This window comes from Limosilactobacillus pontis, from assembly GCF_002940945.1.
Classification (GTDB): Bacteria; Bacillota; Bacilli; order Lactobacillales; family Lactobacillaceae; genus Limosilactobacillus; species Limosilactobacillus pontis_A.
The window spans coordinates 132961-155105 of the sequence record NZ_PNFV01000003.1 but is presented as its reverse complement, the minus strand read 5'-3'; the positions used below and the strand labels follow the sequence as shown (position 1 = coordinate 155105).

At 46.4% G+C, this 22145-nt stretch carries 10 protein-coding genes and 1 pseudogene; all 11 read left to right on the top strand.

The features are described from left to right. The first annotated feature begins 1 nt into the window (after position 1). Positions 2–2257, top strand: coding sequence for an RNA degradosome polyphosphate kinase (locus tag CK797_RS03600; protein ID WP_104688442.1), 2256 nt, complete (start codon positions 2–4; stop codon positions 2255–2257). Next, the gene (locus CK797_RS03595) at positions 2250–3212 is read left to right on the top strand and encodes a Ppx/GppA family phosphatase (RefSeq protein ID WP_104688441.1); all 963 of its coding nucleotides are present in this window, start codon (positions 2250–2252) and stop codon (positions 3210–3212) included. Before CK797_RS03600 ends, CK797_RS03595 begins: the two co-directional genes overlap by 8 nt. A gap of 137 nt (positions 3213–3349) precedes the next feature. Then, entirely contained in the window at positions 3350–4345 is a 996-nt protein-coding gene (gene galE / locus CK797_RS03590) for a UDP-glucose 4-epimerase GalE (protein WP_104688440.1), read from the top strand. Between the two features lie 111 nt (positions 4346–4456). After that, entirely contained in the window at positions 4457–4663 is a 207-nt protein-coding gene (locus tag CK797_RS03585) for a hypothetical protein (protein WP_104688439.1), read from the top strand. Continuing rightward, positions 4660–5238 (top strand): Fic/DOC family protein, encoded by a 579-nt coding sequence (locus CK797_RS03580; protein ID WP_104688438.1) that lies wholly within the window; start codon positions 4660–4662, stop codon positions 5236–5238. Before CK797_RS03585 ends, CK797_RS03580 begins: the two co-directional genes overlap by 4 nt. Before the next feature lie 71 nt (positions 5239–5309). After that, on the top strand, positions 5310–6035 hold the full coding sequence (gene tsaB / locus CK797_RS03575) for a tRNA (adenosine(37)-N6)-threonylcarbamoyltransferase complex dimerization subunit type 1 TsaB (protein ID WP_104688437.1): 726 nt from the start codon (positions 5310–5312) through the stop codon (positions 6033–6035). Next, positions 6019–6588, top strand: a complete 570-nt coding sequence (gene rimI / locus CK797_RS03570; protein WP_104688436.1) for a ribosomal protein S18-alanine N-acetyltransferase — start codon at positions 6019–6021, stop codon at positions 6586–6588. Before tsaB ends, rimI begins: the two co-directional genes overlap by 17 nt. A 2-nt stretch (positions 6589–6590) precedes the next feature. Beyond that, the gene (gene tsaD / locus CK797_RS03565) at positions 6591–7622 is read left to right on the top strand and encodes a tRNA (adenosine(37)-N6)-threonylcarbamoyltransferase complex transferase subunit TsaD (protein WP_104688435.1); all 1032 of its coding nucleotides are present in this window, start codon (positions 6591–6593) and stop codon (positions 7620–7622) included. Positions 7623–7915: 293 nt separating this feature from the next. After that, positions 7916–13207 carry a mucin-binding protein gene (locus tag CK797_RS03560; RefSeq protein ID WP_181049513.1) on the top strand — a complete coding sequence of 1764 codons (5292 nt, stop codon included), beginning with the start codon at positions 7916–7918 and terminating at the stop codon, positions 13205–13207. A gap of 409 nt (positions 13208–13616) precedes the next feature. Beyond that, positions 13617–13760 (top strand): annotated as a pseudogene (locus CK797_RS09235) (YSIRK-type signal peptide-containing protein); the annotation flags it as partial. Between the two features lie 2082 nt (positions 13761–15842). After that, positions 15843–22106 carry a mucin-binding protein gene (locus CK797_RS03555; RefSeq protein ID WP_225365019.1) on the top strand — a complete coding sequence of 2088 codons (6264 nt, stop codon included), beginning with the start codon at positions 15843–15845 and terminating at the stop codon, positions 22104–22106. Positions 22107–22145: the final 39 nt, after the last annotated feature.

The following is a 22145-nucleotide window of genomic DNA, read 5'->3' as shown; positions in this document are numbered from 1 at the left end:
TATGTATAAGAATTTCTACAAACCAGAAAATTATGTGAACCGGGAGCTCAGTTGGATTGACTTCAACGGTCGGGTACTCGGTGAGGCAACGGACATGGAGAACCCGCTCCTGGAACGGGCCAACTTTTTAGGGATCACCCAGAGTAACGTTGACGAGTTCTTTATGGTCCGGGTGGCTTCGTTGCATAAACTGGCGGCGGCCAACGTCACCACAACGGATGCGTCCGGCTTAACTCCCCAGGAACAGTTGGATGCGGTCAATGAGAAGGAACACCGAATGGTTGAGGAGCGCTACACGGTTTACAACCAGCAGATTATTCCACAGCTGGCTGACCAGGGGATCACAATTCTTCATGTTAAAGAGCTCGACGACAAGCAGTACGAGTTTATTCGCCGCTATTTCAACGATGAATTGATGCCGGTCCTGACTCCGATGGCTGATGATAGTTCCCGGCCGTTCCCGTTCATTTCTAATAATTCCTTAAATATTGCAGTCCAGTTGCGGCGAGACCCTACCCAGCGGGCCATGTCGATGAAGACCAAGGAAATTCTGGAAGGGGACCAGGAAGTGGAGCGTCACCAGAATGAGCCCCACGATGACTCAAAGGAGGCCGACATCAAGTTTGCCACGGTGCGGGTTCCGGAAATCTATAAGCGCCTAGTTCGGTTGCCGGGGGAGAACAACTTCATTTTGATCGATGAGCTGATCAAGGAATTCCTGTCCCTGCTCTTCCCGGGGTACCAGATCATCAAAACAGCCACCTACCGGGTCATGCGGGATATGGACCTTGATGTGGCTGAAGAGGACACCTCTGACCTGTTGCGGGCGGTCAAGCACCAGCTGCGTGAGCGTGAACACGGTCAGGTCATGCGGTTAGAGGTCGAACACGATATTGATTCATGGTTGGAGGACCAGCTGATTGACAACCTTCACGTCAACGAGCGGTCCCTCTACCGGGTAGATGGTCCAGTTGACCTAACCTTCCTGAAGAAGCTCTCGGGAATGGTTGACGGGCACGATGACCTGCGCTATAAGCCGTTTAAGTCCTACCTCAATCCGAAGCTGGACATGGACCACAATATCTTCCAGTCGATCCGGGAGAAGGACTACCTGGTCCAGCACCCGTACGATAACTTCGATGCGGTGGTCAACTTCATCCATCAGGCGGCTGTTGATCCCGAGGTCCTGGCGATTAAGATGACCCTTTACCGAGTTTCTGGGAATTCGCCGATCATCAAGTACTTGGGGATGGCGGCCCAGCGCGGCAAGCAGGTCACCGTTTTGGTTGAAGTTAAGGCCCGCTTTGATGAACAGAACAATGTTCGCTGGGCTCAACGATTGGAGCGGATGGGCTGCCATGTCATCTATGGCTTGGTTGGCCTAAAGACTCACTGCAAGGTTGCACTGGTGATCCGGCGGGATGAAGATGGCCTTCGCCGGTATATGCACCTGGGCACCGGGAACTACAATGACGTCACGGCCCACTTCTATACTGATATGGGGCTCTTCACCTGTGATCACGAGCTTGGTATCGACATGACCAACCTCTTCAACATGTTATCCGGGTTTGCCCGGCCTCCATACTTCCACCAGCTCCGGGTCTCACCTGATGGGATTCGGGAGTTTATCAATAAGAAGATCGATGAGCAGATCGTGGTGGCTAAAAACGGCGGTCTAGCCCTAATCCGGATGAAGATGAATTCCCTGTCCGATAAGCAGATTATTGCTCGTCTGTATGATGCGGCGGCTAACGGAGTCAAAGTCCAGCTGCTAATCCGGGGGATCACCTGCCTGCGCAATGACCTGTCAGAACTGCATGGCAATATTGAAGTACACTCGATTGTCGGCCGTTTCCTGGAGCACTCCCGGATCTACTACTTCAAGAGCAACGGAAACGAGGAAATCTACCTAGCTAGTGCCGACATGATGACCCGAAATCTTAACCGGCGGGTTGAGGAGCTCTACCCGGTCAAGCAGGCCGACACCAAGGCTCGTGCTATTCAGATCTTTAACATTATGTGGAAGGACAACACCAAGGCTCGTATCCTGGAAGGCGATCACTACGAGCGGATCGACCGTGGTGACGCAGCCCCGTTCAACGCTCAGGAGTACTTTGTCGAAGAGGCAGAGAAGCTGAACCGGCAAAAGCGGCACCAGCACAAGAGCCAGCGGCACCTGTCTTCGGTCTTTGCAACCTTGTCTAAGCACGTGCCATCATTGCACCTCAACGATGAAAAGGGTGATTCCCATGAATAAGTATTTAGTGGTGATCGATCTGGGTTCCAATTCGATCCGGCTCAAGATCAGTGAGCTTCAACCAGACGGTCAGGCAGTGACTAAGCACTACGAGAAACGTTACGTCCGTTTATCGTCGCAGATGGGGCCGGAGAAGATCTTAAAGGAAAAGCCAATGCAACGAACGCTTGATGCTTTGCGCGAGTTTCGTCATATCTGTGACAAGTATCAGAATAAGAAAATCGTGGCAGTGGCTACGGCCGCAGTCCGGCAGGCTAAGAACCAGCAGGATTTCCTGCGGCGGGTCAAGGCAGAGAGCGGCTTCGATATCCATATAATTTCTGGTAAACAGGAGGCCTATCTGGACTATGTCGGCGTCACCAGTAAGCTGCCCCTAAAGCGGGGAATTATTATCGATACTGGGGGTGCCAGTATGGAGCTGATTGCTGTTGAGGACGGGGCCGCCGAGGAGACGGTGAGCATTCCCTTCGGTTCAGTGACCCTCTCCCAGCGTTACCACCTGGGGGACCAGGTTAACGCTGCCGACCTGTTTGATGCCATGGTCGAGGTTGACGAGGTTCTTTCCCACCAGCGCTGGCTGAACCGTTTTCGACGGACTAAGATTATTGCCCTGGGTGGTAGTAACCGGGCACTGGCTAAGATATACCGTTGGCGCAATGCGATTGACGGCAAGCCAGCCCCGGTTCAGGGCTTGACCCTCCGCTCGGAAACTGCCTTTGCGATCATGCATCAGCTCCTCGAGGCTGACCGGGCAACCCGAGCCAGCACCCGGGGGGTTATGAAGGAACGAGCTGACGTAGTAATCGGTGGCTTGCTGCCATTGCTGGCCCTAATGCGTCAGTTGGCAATTGATGAGGTTAGCTTCAGTAATAGTGGCCTACGGGAAGGAGTCCTGGTCAAGTACCTTGAGCATGTGCAGGACCTGCCCGATCTGACTCCTGATCAGAACCATTAGTGAAGCGGTTACATTTTTACGTAATTTTTACTAAACTTTACTCGCCCTGGCGGATAAACTGTGCTACAATGCCAATTGAAAGATAAATCAGGTAAGCGATTTCGCGCTTAGCTAGTCGACACAAGGAGGAATTTGGTATGGCAATTTTAGTTGCTGGTGGTGCCGGATACATCGGCTCCCACATGGTCAAGGATTTAATCGAACACGGTGAAGACGTGGTCGTTGCCGATAACCTGTCAACAGGTCACCGGGATGCCATCAACCCACAGGCAAAGTTCTACGAAGGGGATATCCGGGATCGGAAGTTCTTGGACAAGGTCTTTGACAACGAGGACATCACCGCAGTGGTTCACTTTGCAGCCTTTTCGATTGTTCCCGAATCAATGAGCAAGCCACTGAAGTACTTTGACAATAACACTGGTGGTATGATCACCCTCCTGGAAGCAATGCGTGACCATAACATCAAGTACATCGTCTTCAGTTCGACTGCCGCTACTTACGGGGTTCCTGAACACATGCCAATCAAGGAAACCGATCCGCAAAAGCCGATTAACCCATATGGCCTGAGTAAGCTGATGATGGAAAAGATGATGGCTTGGGCGGATAAGGCTTATGGTATCAAGTTTGTGGCGCTGCGTTACTTTAACGTTGCCGGGGCTGCTCCTGATGGCACGATTGGTGAGGATCACGGTCCAGAAACCCATCTGGTACCGATTATCCTGCAGGTTGCTCAAGGTAAGCGCAAGGAGCTGAGCATCTTCGGCGACGACTACAACACGCCGGACGGTACCAATGTTCGTGACTATGTTCATGTCATGGACTTGGCTGATGCCCATATCCTGGCCATTAAGTACTTGAAGGCCGGCAACAAGTCCAATGCCTTCAACCTTGGTTCCTCGACTGGCTTCTCCAACAAGCAAATGCTGGAAGCTGCCCGGGAAGTCACCGGTAAGCCGATCCCAGCCAAGATGGCTCCACGGCGTCCCGGGGATCCTGACTCCCTGGTTGCTGCGAGTGACAAGGCCCGGACGATCCTGGGCTGGAAGCCAAAATATGATGATGTTCACGACATCATCGCCACAGCCTGGAAGTGGCACTCAACCCACCCAAAGGGTTACGATGACCGCGACTAATCAACTTAATTAATTTTTCAAGTCTACCGTGCTGACATTGTTAGCCGGTAGATTTTTATTTATCCAGATCCCTGTTATAATGGGCTTGTTTGCAACAAGGAGGGGATATGTGTGCAGTTTAGCTTTGATAATCAACAGCAGTCAATCATGGGGGTTGTTATTACTGACCGTCAGTGCTATCGCTGTGTACGGGATGCAATGCTGTTCAACGTCTATGAGGGCTGGCGGCCGACTGTCACCGATGTTCAGCGAGCCGTCCAGGAGGCTCAGGCGCCGGATAGTCCCGGTAACCGCAAGTTTAGGGAGGCATTTCAATGACTGATCAAGAGCTGTTTAACCGTTTCAAATATCCTAATGGCACCATGAAGAACAAGCGGGGGATCACTGATGCAGCTGCACTGAGCCAACTTGAGTTCCAAATTGTCAATGCCAACGTCATTGCACTTCTCCATCATGCGGCCCAGTTTCCACAGATTAGGGAAATTAACCAGCTGGCGGTTGTTCACCGCTTCCTGTTTGATGATCTCTATACGTGGGCGGGTGAGATCCGAAACTACAATCTGGCTAAGGGCGGCCACTTTTTCCAGGACTTTCAAACTTTCCGTGAGGCAGCTCAATGGATTAACAGTCTGCTGGATAAAGCTGCTCAGTGTGACCACTTACCAGCCAGCGCCTATGCCGAGCTGCTGGATAACATCAACGAGTACCACCCCTTCCGTGAGGGAAATGGCCGGAGTACTAAGACCTTTCTTCAGCTACTGGCAATGCAGCACCACCAGTACATCAACTTTCCTCGCCGCCAGGATCAGCTGGTTGCGGCCTTTAATCAGGCTGAGGCAATTGACTACGAAGCCTTGGGTCGAATGCTGGCCGTTCAAGACCTGGACGAATAGGCTTAGGACCGGGACTAATGGGGCTGGTTGTGATAAGATGTTAGTTGTGATTTGAAAGGATGGACGGAAAAATGAAAGTATTAGCAATTGATACATCAAACCACCCGATGAGTGTGGCCCTGGTCGAGGATGACCAGCTCCTGGCGACGACCACGCTGAATATGGTGCGCAATCATAGCATTTACCTGATGCCAACGATTGATCGGCTCTGTCATCTGGTTAAGTGGCGGCCGGCTGACCTGGACCGGGTCGTCGTTGCCCAGGGTCCTGGCTCCTATACGGGAATCCGAATTGCAGCCACTACGGCCAAGGTTTTAGCTGATACCCTCAACATTGACCTGGTAGGGGTGTCCAGCCTGGAGGTGGTGGCCCGTAATGTTCTGCCGACGACTAAGGCGATCATCGTCCCATTCTTTGATGCTCGGCGGGGGAACGTTTTTGCGGGTGCCTATCAATGGCAGGATGGTCAGTTACATAACCGGATTGCTGACCAGCACCTGGCGATGGCCGACCTGCTTGCCCAGTTAGCTAAGGTTGGCCAACCGGTGGTTATGGTGGGGCATGTGACGAAGAAACTCGCCGATCAGTTTGAGAGCCTGCCACAGAATGTTACCCTGGCACCGCGCGCCTATGGGATCCCGTCGACCTATCAGCTGGCATTAACGGGTGAAGAACGGCCAGCTGTCAAAGAGATCGACCCGTTTGTCCCGCATTATCTACGGATTACTGAGGCAGAAGCTAACTGGCAGAAGCTGCATCCTGGAGTTACCAGAAAGAATTATGTTCGAGAAGTTTAAGAATTGGTGCCGGGTCACCATCAACGGCCGGAAATGGCCAATGCTGGATTTTGCGCGTCGGGTTGTAATGATCAAGCGTCACCAGTACGTGGTTCGAATGGCGGCGGAACAGGATATTCGGGAGATAGTTGAAATTGAGCAGGCCATCTACGGGACTGCTCCATGGAGCTACGCTGCCTTTCAGATTGAGCTGCGCCGTCCCCACGACCGTCTTTATCTGGTGATTGTTGACGACGGCCGGGTTGTCGGTTTTATTGGTATGGCGGTCGACTGGTACCGGCTCGACCTGCACATCACCAATATTGGTGTCACCCCCGGTTACCAGCAGAAGGGGATTGGTACCTACCTGATCAGCACCGCTATCAACTATGCCCGCCATACCCAGCTGCATTCGGTGAGTCTGGAGGTACGGGTACACAACCTGGTGGCCCGGAAGCTATACGAGCAGTTAGGGTTCCGAGAACGGGAGATCAAGCACCGCTACTACCTCGATGATCATGAGGACGCGGTGGACATGGAAGCGGACCTATTGAATAAAGGAGAGCAGAGATAGTTATGGCAGAACGTACGCTCATTTTAGCGTTTGAAACCAGTTGTGATGAAACCAGCGTGGCCGTTGTCGAAAACGGCACCAAGATCCTTAGTAACGTGGTGGCTACCCAGATTGATAGCCATCAACGCTTTGGCGGGGTTGTCCCTGAAGTGGCTAGCCGTCACCATATCGAGTGGATTACCCGTTGCGTCGACCAGTCTTTGGAGGAAGCCGGGGTCAGCTACGACGATATTACAGCCGTGGCTGTTACCTATGGTCCTGGATTGGTTGGTTCCCTGTTGGTTGGGGTTACCGCGGCTAAGGTGATTGCTTGGGCCCACCAGCTGCCCCTGGTTCCGGTCAACCACATGGCCGGTCACTTGTATGCAGCCCGTTTTGTTGGCGAGTTCAAGTACCCACAGATGGCCCTGCTGGTTTCTGGAGGACATACAGAATTGGTCTACATGCCAAAAGAGCATGAGTATGAGATCATCGGTGAAACCCGAGACGACGCAGCCGGGGAGGCCTACGACAAGATCGGCCGGGTGCTGGGGGTCAACTACCCAGCCGGGAAGACGATCGATGAGTGGGCAGCCCAGGGCAACGATACATTCAACTTTCCGCGGGCAATGGAGAAGGAGGCCAACTACGACTTCAGTTTCAGCGGGTTGAAGAGCGCCTTCATAAACACGGTTCACAACGCCGACCAACGGGGAGAGCAGCTGGATAAGTACGATCTGGCTGCCAGCTTCCAGCAGAGTGTTGTCGATGTCCTCGCGGAGAAGACGATGCGGGCCTTAGACCGGTATCCGGTTAAGCAACTGATCCTGGCTGGTGGAGTGGCAGCCAACCATGGTCTGCGGACCCGGCTTGATCATGATATGGCCAAGTACCACCCGGAGGTCGGAATGCTCCAGGCTCCCCTGAAATTATGTGGGGACAATGCTGCTATGATTGGAGCAGCCGGATACGTTGATTATCAGAACGGTGACCGGGCTGAATTAGATCTCAATGCGGTCCCCGGTCTGATGTTTAAGCGAATGGAAGTTGAATAATTACATAGTTATAATTTCAGTGGTTAACGCCCCCTAAACAGTTAAGTGAGCAATTTACTTGGCTGTTTAGGGGGCGTTTGGCGTATGTAACATATAATTATGGAAAATGATAAAAATATTAAGAATTAAATCATATCATCAGTATATTAAGACATTTTTAGTTAATTTGATAAAAGAAATAACAGGAACTATACTATGAGCATAGGATAAAATGTTTTATATTGATAGAACTATAAATATTTGGGGGTATTTTTATGGTTTCAAGGAACAATAAGAAATTGATGACGAAAAAAATGATAAACCGTGAAGTACCGCACTATAGCTTACGGAAATTAGGAATTGGTGTCGTTTCCGTTTTGCTTGGTACGACGATGTATCTTGGTACAGATAATATGATTGCTAATGCGGATACCACCATGGCTGAGGATGGTGATAACGCTGCGGGAACAACAGCTACAACTCAAAATAGCAAAATTCAATCGAATAGTGTTGCTCTGACGTCTGCTGGTCAAGCAACGAGCAAAGAAGCAAGCCAGCAGTCAGCTGCGCCAGCCAATGTGGTTGCCAACCAGTTCAGTAGTCAATCAGCAGCAGCTAAGCCAGCTAGTGCGGTTTCAGCTGAGCCATCTCAAAAAGCAGCACCCATAAGCGGACAGTCGGAATCAACTAGTAGTCAGCCGAACAGCGCTCAAAATCAGTTGTCAGCATCACTAACTTTGGATGTAAAGCCGACAGTTAACGTTAATGGTACCAACTATAATTTAAGTGATGATACTACTTCATTGCAGTTTTCAATGACACTTGGTAAGAACGGCAAGGTTAGTGCGGTTAGCACGCCCGATAGTGCGGAGACTGATCAATTTGACCCGCAGAACCAGCAACTGACGGTTAAGTATCACTTTGCCCTGCCTAGCTCGACTGATGACCAGCAGCCAATCCAGGCCACAACTAATGATGGAATGACCAGTGTAGACTTGAATAATGTTATCTTTGGTCCTGCGGGAATAACGTATCAGTTTGACCTCAGCGGCTTGAGCAATGATCATCTGACTTCGGATAAGATTAGTCAATATCTTGCCAGCCATATTAGTTCAGACAACGAACAGGATGGTCAGATTGAAGGTAATTACCAGGTTCCATATAAGGTCGTAGGACAGTTTATCCCTGTCGACGGCAATGGTCAGCTTTTGGCGCGAGGGGTGTTTAATAATTATTATTCTGTAAAGGATAATCAAGTCGTTGCAGCTCAGACAGTGCCAAATATTCCGGGTTATCATCCTAAAAACAGTACGCAGGTAACAATTCAAGACCCCTATAGTGATACAAAAGTTGAGTATGTTAAGAATAACGATAATGCACTTACCTTACTCTATGTGACAAGTAATGGAACGGTTGATCCAACTGCGATTGAGCTTCCATTTACTAAGGACAGCAATGGAGAATTTGCGCAGCTAGACCTAAGTCCACTAACTTTGGCTAAACAGATTAAGAGCAAATATCCAGATTTATGGAGTCAACTGCAGAATGATACCGTAAATGCTCCAATTGCTGTTGATGAGTACGGTAATGAAGTGGACAGTTATGATCCAAATAAGCAGTCAGGACCTCTTTACTTGGTTGAGAGTGCGCTTATCGGAGAGCACAGCATTAAGGTGCCAGCAGGTGGTCAGGCGCAGACACAGCCTTATAGCGGTTTTTACCGTTACACTGACTCTGGGATAAAGAACTTTTACGCCGAGGGATATGATGCTGATAGTCCTTTCTATGGTCCTAAGGCACTTAGCTACAGTCGGACTGGCTTTATCCTTGGGAATAGCGTTAATGCCACCAGTAGGGTTATTCTGCCGAGCCAAATTGATTCTGATGATGCAACTGGTGTTACCACCCCTAATGAATTGTTGGCATATGCCGAAAATCCTGATGGCTCCCGCTCAAATCGTGTAGTCGGTATGTGGAATGGAATCTTAAGTCAGCAAACGGATGATACTACCCCGTACGGTACCATTTCGGAGGGGTTCCCATTTGTTCGTTTTACCTCAACTGATCCTACGTTTAGTGGTAAGGTGTATCCAATTTATCTGCAGATGACCGGCGATGGTGGCGGTGATATTGGGTTTATCAAGCTCGGTGCTGAAGTTGATCCAGTAGTACGTGAAACTAAGACGGTCACCCGGACAATCAATTACCTGGATAGCCAAACCCATCAGGCAATCCCCGGGGTAAAGCCGGTTTCTCAGCCAGCAACTCTTTATCGTTACCAGCTTAAGAACGATCAGGGGAAAGTGATTGGTTATAGAAGTCTGGATGAAAAGACTCACCAATACCAATTTAGTAATACCTGGATGCTGGACCAGAATAAATGGCAGCAACAGGAGTCACCGAACCTCACTAGTCGTGGTTATCAAAAAACACCTCATTTTGCTGATGGTCAAGCCGCAATGATAGTAGCGGCTGGACAGCCTGACCTGGTGGCGCCGACTGATCAGACAATTAATATTTACTATGACCATGCGACGGTTCCTGTTACTCCGGATCACCCCGAAGATAAAGCTGGATTGCGCTATGATGACTTAAATAAGTTTGTTACCCGGACAATCAACTATCGGGATACGACCGGCAAGAAGGTTAATGGGGCGCCAAATGGTAAGTCTACCTATACCCAAACAGCGCACTTTACTCGAACCGCCATTGTCGATAAGGTGACTGGAAAGATCTTGGGTTACGATACCAACAATGATGGCCAGGTTGACGTTACCAATGGTGATTATGCTTGGACGCCGCTTGATGCAACCTTTAACGCGGTAGATTCTAAGGACCCCGCTAGTCTTGGCTACACAAGTGTTGATATCAAGTCCGTCGGTCAAGAATTGGTTACTTATCTTAGCCCGGCACAGACCATAACGGTTACTTATAGTAGCGTTAAACCCGAACAGTTAGAGAATGCCACCCTGCATATCATTGATATGAATGAAAACAATCGTGATCTGGGAACGTTTAATACCGCAGGCAAGGCCAATGCAGCAATCGATTTTAATGGGGCAGCAGCTGCAGTTGATGCCTGGACCCACGCTGGTTATAAAGTTCACAGCATTGTTCAGGCGACCGCGGATCCTAATGCGCCAACTGAGTACGGAACTAATTACCCAACTGCCGCTCAGCAATGGAAATTTGATGATCAGCCAGGAACCGACCAGCAATTCTACGTTTATCTGGAACATGAGTATACGCCGATTAACCCAAGTAATTCATTTGGGCGGACGGACCTGACCCGGGAAGTGACCGAAACGGTCCATTATTTGAATGAAGCGACTAAGAAACCAGTCGCTACCGATCACACCAGCACCCTTACCTTTAGTGGCCAGGGGATGGTTGATCTTGTTACTGGTAAAATGCTGGCAATCAAGAGCGTTAAGAATGGTCAGGTTACCTATGATAATGATGTTGATCATGAAATCAATATCACAGCAGCTAAGGCGAGTGATTTTGTATGGTCCGATCCATTAACGTTTGCCAAGGTAGTTTCGCCAACAATTAAGGGTTATACCATTGATGCCGCAAAGACGACACCGCACTCTTTAGCAGATAGAAATGATATTAAGGCAATTACCGATGTGACCTATAATCATGGTAATGTAGAGGCAACAGTTTACTACCAAGCCAATCCGGCCGAGGTTCATAATGCTAAACTGGCGATTTATGTTAACAACCAGCTCGTAGGCACGGTAAATGCATCTGGAATTGGTGGGACGCCGATTCAGTTTGCTGGAGCAGCGGCGATTGTACAGGCCTACATTGCCAATGGTTGCACATTTGATCATGCACAAGACGTGACTAACAAGCTCACCTTGAAGGGGCATTCATATAGCAGTGTTAACTTTGGAAAGTACGCGGCTGCTAATCACAGTAACCAGGAGTTCGCCATTTATCTGACGAAAGCACCAGCTAAAACACCACAGACTGCTAAGTTGGTCATTCAAGATGTTACTTCAAAGGTACCAGTTCAGCTTGGTGAATATACGCAGCAAGGGGTAGCAGGCAGTCCGATCAGCTTCACGGCTGCTGGATCGCAATTAGCTTACTTGCTTAGCCATGGTTATATATGGAAGACCGCCACTTACAACGATCAGGTGCTCAATGCTAAGGATTACCGGGCAATCAACTTTGGCGACTATGATGATCAGTCAGATGTTGACCAAGAATGGGTAATCAAATTAGTTCATGCACTTAAAGATCAACAAATAACCACTAAATCAACTGCTTATGTCCACTATCTTATGGCCGACGGGAGCAAGGCACCAGCAGACAGTTCGCTTCAGACGATTACCTGGACGAAGGTTGATCAGGTTGACCAGGTTACTGGCCAAACGATTAAGGATGGTGCCTGGACCCCAAGTCAGTCAGCCTTTGCTAACGTTAACTCGCCAATGGTTAGCGGATATACGCCTAGTCTGAAGACTGTGCAGTTTGCTACGCCACGTCAGGGGATTAGTCAGGTTGTTAACGTTATTTACACTAAGGATGGTCAAACCCCAAAGCCGACCACAGAATATGGAACGATCGAAGTGATGGTTCATGATATCACCACAAATCAAGACCTGAAGAATTATAGTAAGCAGAGTGGTCGTCAGAAGGTTGGAACTAAGTTTAGCTATGACACTCAGGGGACCATTGCCAAACTAAGACAGGCGGGCTACAAGGTGCTTAACCCAACCGTTGTGGTTCCAACTACCATTAGTGATGGTAATCAGCAAGTCATTATTTATGTGGCTCATCAAATTATTCCGGTAACCCCATTACAACCGGGCAATGGGTTAACCACTGCTGATCTGCAGAAGGTTGTTAAGGAAACAGTTACCTATACTGGTGCCGGTGATCAGACTCCGGCTGCCAAAGTGGCTAAGTTAACCTTCTCCGGAAGCGGCTATTATGATTCGGTTACAAAGAAGTGGACAGATATTAATGGTCGTAAACTGAAAGATCAATCGCAGCCGCTGACTTGGGTTGCTAATGATGGTCACCAATTTGCGGTAGTGGTAACGCCGCAAATCAATGGTTATACATCCAAGGTTGAAGCGGGATATGGTGACAGTGAAGGCAATGTTAAGGCCATTGAGGGAATTACCCAAAATTCTGCCAATATCGATATTATCGTTACTTATAGTAAGGCACCACAGCCAACGACACCACAGCCAACAGCACCGCAGCCGACGACGCCACAGCCAACGACGCCGCAGCCGACGACGCCACAACCAACGACACCACAGCCAACGACGCCGCAGCCAACGACGCTGCAACCGACAGTGCCGCAGCCAACAGTACCGCAGTCGAGTGAATCACAACCAAGGATTGATCATAATCAGCCGCTAACTCCAAATGAGTTAGCACATTGGCAGGTACCTTCAGTTCCACAGCCTGAAACGATGCCGAGTTCTGATCGGGTAGTAAGGAAATCACAGCCAAATGCAACTAAATCAACATTGCCACAAACTGGTAATGAAGAAGCAACTTCGGCAGTTGCCTTTGGTCTGTTAGGCCTGACGCTTGCAGTTGGAACTAGTGCTGTTAAGAAATACCGTAAACAATGAAGTCGATTTAACCAGGTAGTTGTCGAATTTCTGAGTTAGCATACCTCTATTAAATTTATAATTCAGGATTATTAACGCTAAATGAACACCTCACAATTATTAATTGTGAGGTGTTTTTACTATTAATAGACAATCAGATAATAATTGTATTTAATAAAAATATAAATAATTATTAACATTTATTTATCAAATGTATTTTCAATTAAAACGTTTAATAATAACCATTTACTTTATAAAAATAGCAATTAAACAGCGGTTTAAATTATATATTGTCTGAACTATAATGAAGATGTTTAGAATGATAAAAAAGGTTATATTAATACATGTGTTTTGCTATTATTTATAATCTTCAACAATGCTTATTTGCATCGCTTTTATCTTTTGATAAGTAATAAGGGGGTTACTCAACATGGTTTCAAAAAATAATCGGTACCAAAAACAGTTGATGACGCTTGATCGCGAGGTCCCGCACTATAGCCTGCGGAAGCTCGGCATCGGGGTTGTCTCTGTTTTACTGGGGACCACGATGTATTTTGGCGCTAACAACACGGTTGCCAACGCCGATGAAGTGGTAAACAATGACAATCACAATAATAGTACTTCAGAATCAACAAATTTGAATAACTCAATTGGTGCTTCTTCGGTACCGCTAACTAGTAATTCGTCAAATAGTCAACTAAGCACAGTAATTGACCAGTCAGATCAAACAGATGTTTCAGTTAATCAAACAGGACAAAAACATGTCAATAGTACTAAGACATCAGCTATTCAGAATATGACTGTGTCACAAAATAATACCGTAACTAATAATGTTGCCCGTACTATTAGCGACAATAAAGCTGCACAAAAAAATAGTGCATCCATTACTCTAGATGATGGTGCAAGCTTAAAAACTGACAATAATGTAATTACAAATGATAATAGTACCAGCACCGTTATTTTTAATGCTAATGAAGTAAAGGCAGGGGATACATACACAATTCGTGTTCCTAGAAAGTATATTGCTAATATAGACGCAGGTTCAATTTCGAACAACTTTGGTGAAGTAAACGATACTAGGGACGAAAATTATTATTATATATCGGATAAATTTAGTAAGTCAGGAACGGTTAATCAATCAATTTCATTACAAAGTTGGAGCTTCAGTGAATTCTTAAAATACTATAATACAGATGCAGATTCATTGTATCCAGGAGAGCAATTTAATTTTAATTTATCCATAAAGAAAAACGATGGCGTATGGAAGGAATTACCGTTTGTTTATCAAATTCCAACAGAAATTAAAGGTAAACTTATAGTTGGGCCAGCCCATAGTCTTCTATATTCAGAGGGAACTGATCCGACGTCATATTATGCCCCATTACATAAGTTGGTAGCAAGTATTCCAATCCATAATCAACAAGAAGTTCAGTATGGCTTAATGTTAAATGATTATGCTTTGCAATATAGTTTTGGTTATAACTACACCTTTAATCATGGTGGGACATTGACACTAACCGCTCCTAAATACTTTACAGTCGATACTACTCGTCCATTAGTAGATGTGAACGGACAGAAGAGTGATGCAACGATTAACCAAAATGGGAATATTATTACTGTGCATATACCAGCGGGGAGTAAGGCATTAGTTGATTCACCAGTATATTTTTATGGGAAAGTTAATGCACCCGATAGTTTTTTAGCTGGTGATAATACGTCACTAACATTTAAGAATGGAGTCTATACTCAACAGTTCCGAAATAATACAAGTAAACAGATTACTGGGAATGATACCTCATTCGTTGTTGCTCCCAAGGTTCCAAATAAAAGTGATGGTTATGTCTACGATATTTATTACGCAGACAGTTATAATTATGTCAATGGTAATTATAATGACGATTATATAAATGGGGAAATTGATGGTAAGAATGCGGTCAATACGGGAGTATTCTTCGTCACGAATGCAATTAATCAGTCTCGTAAAAACGTTAAGATTCATGTTGACTATTCTGATGGACTTAATTTTCTAGGTAAGTATTATTATGCCTCACTTACTGGAAACAAGAATCAAAATTTTAAGGTTACTTTTACTTTTAAAGATGGTAGTAAGCAGACAATAACTTCAAAAGATTTTGAAGCTATGGATCATAATGTTAAGAATAAAAAGTATATTAAAAGTGTAGATATGGTGGTTGATGAGCTTGATCCAGGAGCGACTGTTGCTTTAGTTCCAAAGTATTACTCCATTGCAAATGCCTACAGTAATGGGCAACCCGTAATAGTTGGAGATAGCCTAAAAAATACAATTAGTGTAGATGGCAGTACTAAGGTAACTCAAGACGACATTTTACTTGCTAGACCACAATTGCCACTAAGCTTGAGTAGTTTTTTAAGTGTAACACAAATTAGTACAGATCCGACACAATCTGATTCAGGATACATTGCTCAAATTGTTCTTCAAAACAAAACTGGTTATGACATAAAACTAGTTCATCCAATTATCTATATAAAGCTTCCTAATAATGCAACAGTTGAAACAAGTGACCAGACCTTTAAGAAATATAATCCCAAATCAATTTCAACTTTTAATGTTGGAAATAATAAATATCTAAAAATTGATTTGTCAAATCATAATGAACTCGATGATGTTTTAGATTTGTTTGATAAGGAGCTATCCATTAACTTCAATAACCAATTTGATGCACAAGCTGGTGCAAGCCCGATTCAAATGTTTGTGTTAACGCAAAATACAGCTGACATTACTAAAGATAACAATCTTGAAGATACCAAATTAGCAAATCAGCTTACTAACGCAGAAGGTAAGCAATTTGCCGATGAAATTGCTCAACATGAAGGAATTTCATTAGATAAGCTTTTTGCAAATACGCAACCATCTAATTGGGTGATTAATACGGCGCATATCACGACTTCAGCTGAAGCGGCTCAAGGAAACCAGAATTCTAGCCTTCAATTAGCTGGTAATTCGGAAGATCATCATGGAAGTCAAATGACTTATGCCACATCAGTAATCAATGCGACAGATCATGTCCTAAATAATTTGGAATCATTCACTAATTTACCAAGTACTAAGGATGGCAAGAGTGAATTCGATGTATCACTTACTGGTCCAGCTAAGGTAATTAACCCAATGACTGGTCAAAAGGTAACTGATGCTAAAATCTCATATTCTACTCAACCAGTCGTAATCTCATCATCAACCGAACCAAGCAAAAATGGTTTTGTGGATGGCAGTCAAATCAAAGACTGGTCAACAATCCGTGCTGTCCTTGTCACAATGCCAAGTTTGGCTGGTAATACTTCAGTTCGGCTAGTGCTACCAGGGCAAGACCCTAATATCTATGATCATGTGGGTAAAATCGCTTATCTTGCCAGCTCTACCTGGGCCAATGGCCGGAGTAGTTCGGAGAAGCAGAAGCCATTTATTATCGCTGCCGGTGACAAGTCTAGTTCTAATATTACGGTAACGGAACAAGATAAGATTAATGTTGCCATTCACTTTAAGGATAAGGACGGTAATGATAAGACTGTTGTATTACCTGATCAGGCTAAGACCTATGATTATGGTGACCTGATGTCAAAGTCCGACTTCTTGACTGGTGATAAAGATCTGACTGCAGCTGATAAAGCATTACTACCATCTAAGATTTACATTGACTATGCTAACCCAACTATTCAAAACTCAAACGATCAGTATGAGAATGGCTATCCGAATGGCAAGGCTGCCTTTGGACAAAAGGTTAAGTATGATTTCAATAACGATACGGTTGTTTATGAGGCTACACTGAATGAAAACAAGCCAACCCAGCGGACTAAGAAGATTACGGAGACGATTACCTATATTTATGGTAATGGTCCCAAGAAGGGCCAAGTTGCTCAGCCGACATCTACCAAATCAGTTATTTTAACTCAGTCTGGGGTTAAGAATTTAGCAACTGGTAAAACCGATTGGAATGGCAAGATTTCTCCTGCACAGTTTGATGCGGTTGATAGTCCTAAAATTCCTGGGTATACACCAGATAAAAGTAAAATTGATCAGCAGCCGGTTAATGTAACAAATGATAATTGGAATACAGATCTTGATAAACCGTTTACGGTAACCTACTATATTGATTCTCAGAAGATTACGGTAACCTATATTGATGATACGGATAAACGGACTCTTCATACGGATAATTTAAAAGGGATTTCCGATAATAAGGCAAATTATTCCACCAAGGGAAAGATTGCTGACTATAAAAACCAACACTATCAACTAGTGAGTGATACTTCGAATGGCCAGCCATTAGTATTCGACAATGATGATACAGTTGACCAGCATTATGAAGTTCACTTTAAGCATGGACTACAAAAAGGCATTCCTGACCGTACAACCAAGAACCTAATTGTCCACTATGTCTTTGAAGATGGTAGTCAGGCTCATCCCGACAAATCGCCGGTTGCGGTTGCCTTTAATCGGACTGGTACTAAGGACTTAGTCACAGGAAATACTACGTGGGGCCCTTGGTCACCACAACAGACCTTTGCGACCGTTAGTTCCCCAAATATTTCAGGTTATACACCAAACCCAGGTGCCGTTAGCGGAATTACCATTAAGGGTGATGGTCCAGAAACTACGGAACGGACGGTTAAGTACACGGCTAATGACCAACAGGCGGTTGTTGAGTATATCGATGATACGACTAATACCCAACTGGATAGTACCCCTGCTAATGGTAAGTTTGGAACAAAAATCAGCTTTAACCCGAGTGTAGATCAAACAATTCAAAAGTATAAGGGGCAGCACTATGTATTAGTTTCAAACGGCTTCAAAAATCAGTATTACCAGAGTGATAACAGTAAGAATATCTTTAAAGTACATTTCAAGCATGCAACAACGCCGGTTACAGATAAGACACAATTACAGAAGGAAATTACTGAGGTTATCCATTATGTCTATGCAGATGGTAAGAAGGCGGCGGATGACTATTCTGCTCAGCCATTAACCTTTACACGGACTGGAACGAAGGACCTGGTAAATAACCAAATTACCTGGACGCCTTGGACACCAGCTACACAGTCCTTCCCTGAAGAAGTTAGTCCTGTGATTGACGGTTATACGCCTGATCGTCAAACATATCCTGCGGTTTCAGTGAATGCGTCAAGCAATAATGTGGTTGATAAAGTAATTTACATTGCTAATGACCAGAAGGCCCAGATTAAGTATATTGACGACACCACCGGACAACAATTAGGTGATACTGATTATGCTACGGGTAAATTTAACCAACCGATTGTCTTTACTAATAATGTTCAGGATCGGATTAATGGTTATTTGATCAAGCACTATCAGTTAGTTTCTAATGACTTTAATGGTCAAACGTATCAAAGCGATAACAACAAGAATGCCTTTGAGGTTCATTTTGTTCATAGTACGTCGCCAGTCAATCCTGATAATCCTGCACCGGGTTATACTCGGGAGGACATGCAGAAGACCATTAACCGGACGATTAAGTATGAAGATGCTGAAACTGGCCGTTCATTAGCTGGTGATGTTGTTCAACCAGCTCACTTTACCCTCAATGGGAACATTGATAATGTTACTCACCAAATCGTTAAGGTTGACCAAAAGGGTAATATTACTGGACCAGGGGCCCTAACTTGGGAACCGGATAACGTAACCTTACCAGAAAAAGATTCGCCAAAGATTGACCATTACCACGTTGGTTTCATTACCCAAGATCAAGATGGAAATACGCCGAATGTAAAGAGCGTCACCCTCAATCATAACGATAATAGCTATACTGTTATCGTTCACTACGTTAAGAATGGTCAGATTGATAAGAATGGTAAGACTAAGCCAATCAGTCAAACGACGAAGTTTGTCGATGAACAAGGAAACCGGCTTCATGAAGATGATGTTCAGAGCGGTTACTTCACGCGGACTCCGGATGTTGTTGACCAGGTTACGGGTGATTTGATCAGTAAAGGTACTTGGGATTCGACAAGTCATACCTTCAATAGTGTAATTGCACCAGTTATTCCAGGCTATATCGCTGAGGTTCGTTATGTTCCCGGTGGGACTGCTACGCTTAAGAACCCGAATATTTGGTTAAAGATTGTTTATCATAAGCTTGGCAAGATTATTCCGGTAGAAAAGGATGGTAAGACACCAATTCCGGGTGCCCCAACGCCAACCTATCCGAATGACCCAAGTGATCCAACAAAGGTCCAGCCTAATGAACCGATTCCAAATGTCACGGGCTATACACCAGTTAATCCAGGAACGGTGATTAACCCGACCGATCCAACCAAGGATACTCCAGTGCCATACCAAAAGCCGGTTGTCCAGTTGCAATACGCAATTGTTCACTACTTAGATGCTGATCGTGGTAATAGTGAACTTACCAACTCTGGACAATTGAGGGGTAAACCATATAGTCGGATTGATTACAGTACTGCCAAGACAATTCATGACCTGGAAAATCAAGGGTATGTTCTGTATGAAAATGGCTTTGACTATGCTGGGCAAGATAAATACTTTGATAATGACAATAAGACTCTACAGTCCTTCAATGTTTATCTGAAGCATGGTACGCAGACAATTAATCCGCAGAATCCTGGCCAACCAGGGCAACCAATTAATCCTAATGATCCTAATGGTCCAAAGTATCCAACTGGAACTGATAAGGCTAGTCTGATTAAGCAGGGTACGCAGACGGTTCACTATACTGGTGCTGGGATTTTGACTCCAGCAGATAGTGTGACGCATGTTTCCTTTAACCATCAGCTAGTGCTTGATAAAGTTACCGGTGAGGTTATTACGGATAATGGCTGGATGCCAGCTAGTCAAACGTATGGTGTAATCAGCACTCCATCAGTCACTGGTTATGTTGCGGACAAACCATATGCTGGTGGTGAGACGGTCGTTCCTGCCAGCCCTGACCGGAGTTATATTGTTAATTATTCACCTGTACAGCCGAGCGGCCAGAGTCAACCAAGCGGTACAAGTCAGCCAAGCGGCACAAGCCAGCCAAGCGGCACAAGTCAGCCGAGTGGCCAGAGCCAACCAAGTGGTCAGACTCAGCCGAGCGGCACAAGTCAACCAAGCGGTACGAGTCAGCCAAGTGGTCAGACTCAGCCAAGCGGCACGAGTCAACCAAGTGGCAGCAGCCAGCCAAGCGGTACGAGTCAACCGAGTGGCCAGAGCCAACCAAGTGGTCAGACTCAGCCGAGCGGCACGAGTCAACCGAGCGGCACGAGTCAGCCAAGCGGCACGAGCCAGCCAAGCGGTACGAGTCAACCGAGTGGCCAGAGCCAACCAAGCGGTAGCAGCCAACCGAGTGGCAGCAGCCAGCCGAGTGGTACGAGTCAACCGAGTGGCCAGAGCCAGCCAAGCGGCACAAGTCAGCCAAGTGGCAGCAGCCAACCAAGTGGTAGCAGCCAACCAAGTGGCACAAGTCAGCCGAGCGGCACAAGTCAACCAAGCGGTACGAGTCAGCCAAGTGGTCAGACTCAGCCAAGCGGTAGTAGCCAGCCAAGCGGCACGAGTCAACCAAGTGGCAGCAGCCAGCCAAGCGGTACGAGTCAACCGAGTGGCCAGAGCCAACCAAGTGGTCAGACTCAGCCGAGCGGCACAAGTCAGCCAAGTGGCACAAGTCAGCCGAGCGGCACAAGTCAACCAAGCGGCAGTAGCCAGCCAAGTGGCACGAGTCAACCGAGTGGTCAAAGCCAGCCAAGCGGCACAAGTCAACCGAGTGGCAGCAGCCAACCAAGCGGCACAAGTCAGCCAAGTGGCCAGAGCCAACCAAGTGGTACAAGCCAGCCAAGTGGTAGCAGTCAACCAAGCGGCACGAGTCAACCGAGCGGCACAAGTCAGCCAAGCGGTACGAGCCAGCCAAGCGGCACGAGTCAGCCGAGTGGTAGCAGTCAACCAAGTGGTATGAGTCAACCAAGTGGCAGTAGCCAACCAAGTGGCAGCAGCCAACCAAGTAGCACGAGTCAACCAAGTGGTAGCAGCCAACCAAGCGGCACGAGTCAACCGAGTGGTACGAGTCAACCAAGTGGCAGCAGCCAGCCAAGCGGTACGAGTCAACCGAGTGGCCAGAGCCAACCAAGTGGTCAGACTCAGCCGAGCGGCACAAGTCAGCCAAGTGGCCAGAGCCAACCAAGTGGCACAAGTCAGCCAAGTGGTACGAGTCAACCAAGTGGTCAGCAACCAAGCGGCCAGCAGCCGAGTGGTCAACAACCAAGTGGTCAGCAACCGAGTGGTCAACAGCCGAGCGGTCAACAACCAAGTGGTAGTAGCCAGCCGAGCGGCACAAGTCAGCCAAGTGGTCAGCAACCAAGTGGCACGAGCCAACCAAAAGCTGGACAATCACAAACGGCCGAAGTTGTTTACGTTGATCAGGACAATGGCTTTAAGCAAATTGCTAATTCAGGCAATTTGATGGGTCAGCCTGGTACTAAGATTAATTACAGTACAGGCGACACCCTTAAGCATCTGGCTGAACTTGGATATGAAGTAGTAGAAAATAACTTTGATCCAAGTGGCCAATCACCGGAATTTGATAATGATAGTAGTATTACCCAAGTTTACACTGTCGTTATGAAACACAAGGTTAACGGTGGCCAAAGTACTGTACCAGTTTCGTTTACTGGTAATATAGGTGGAAATACAAGTACCACGAATAATATGCAAACTGGGCTTAATAGTCAGCCAAATAGTAATTTAATTGCTTTGGGGAACACTAAGCAATCAGTTACTGAAGGAGCTGGTATTGGGACAAGTGGCAATGTCAGCGGTCAAAATGAATTGCCACAAACTGGTAATAACGAGGCCAAGGCAGCTTCTGCTATGGCGTTTGGCTTGATGGGTGTAGCACTCATTGGCTTGGGAGCAACCAAGCGTCGTCATAACTAATTGGCAATTTATTTCCAATAAATCACAAGACCTCTTCAT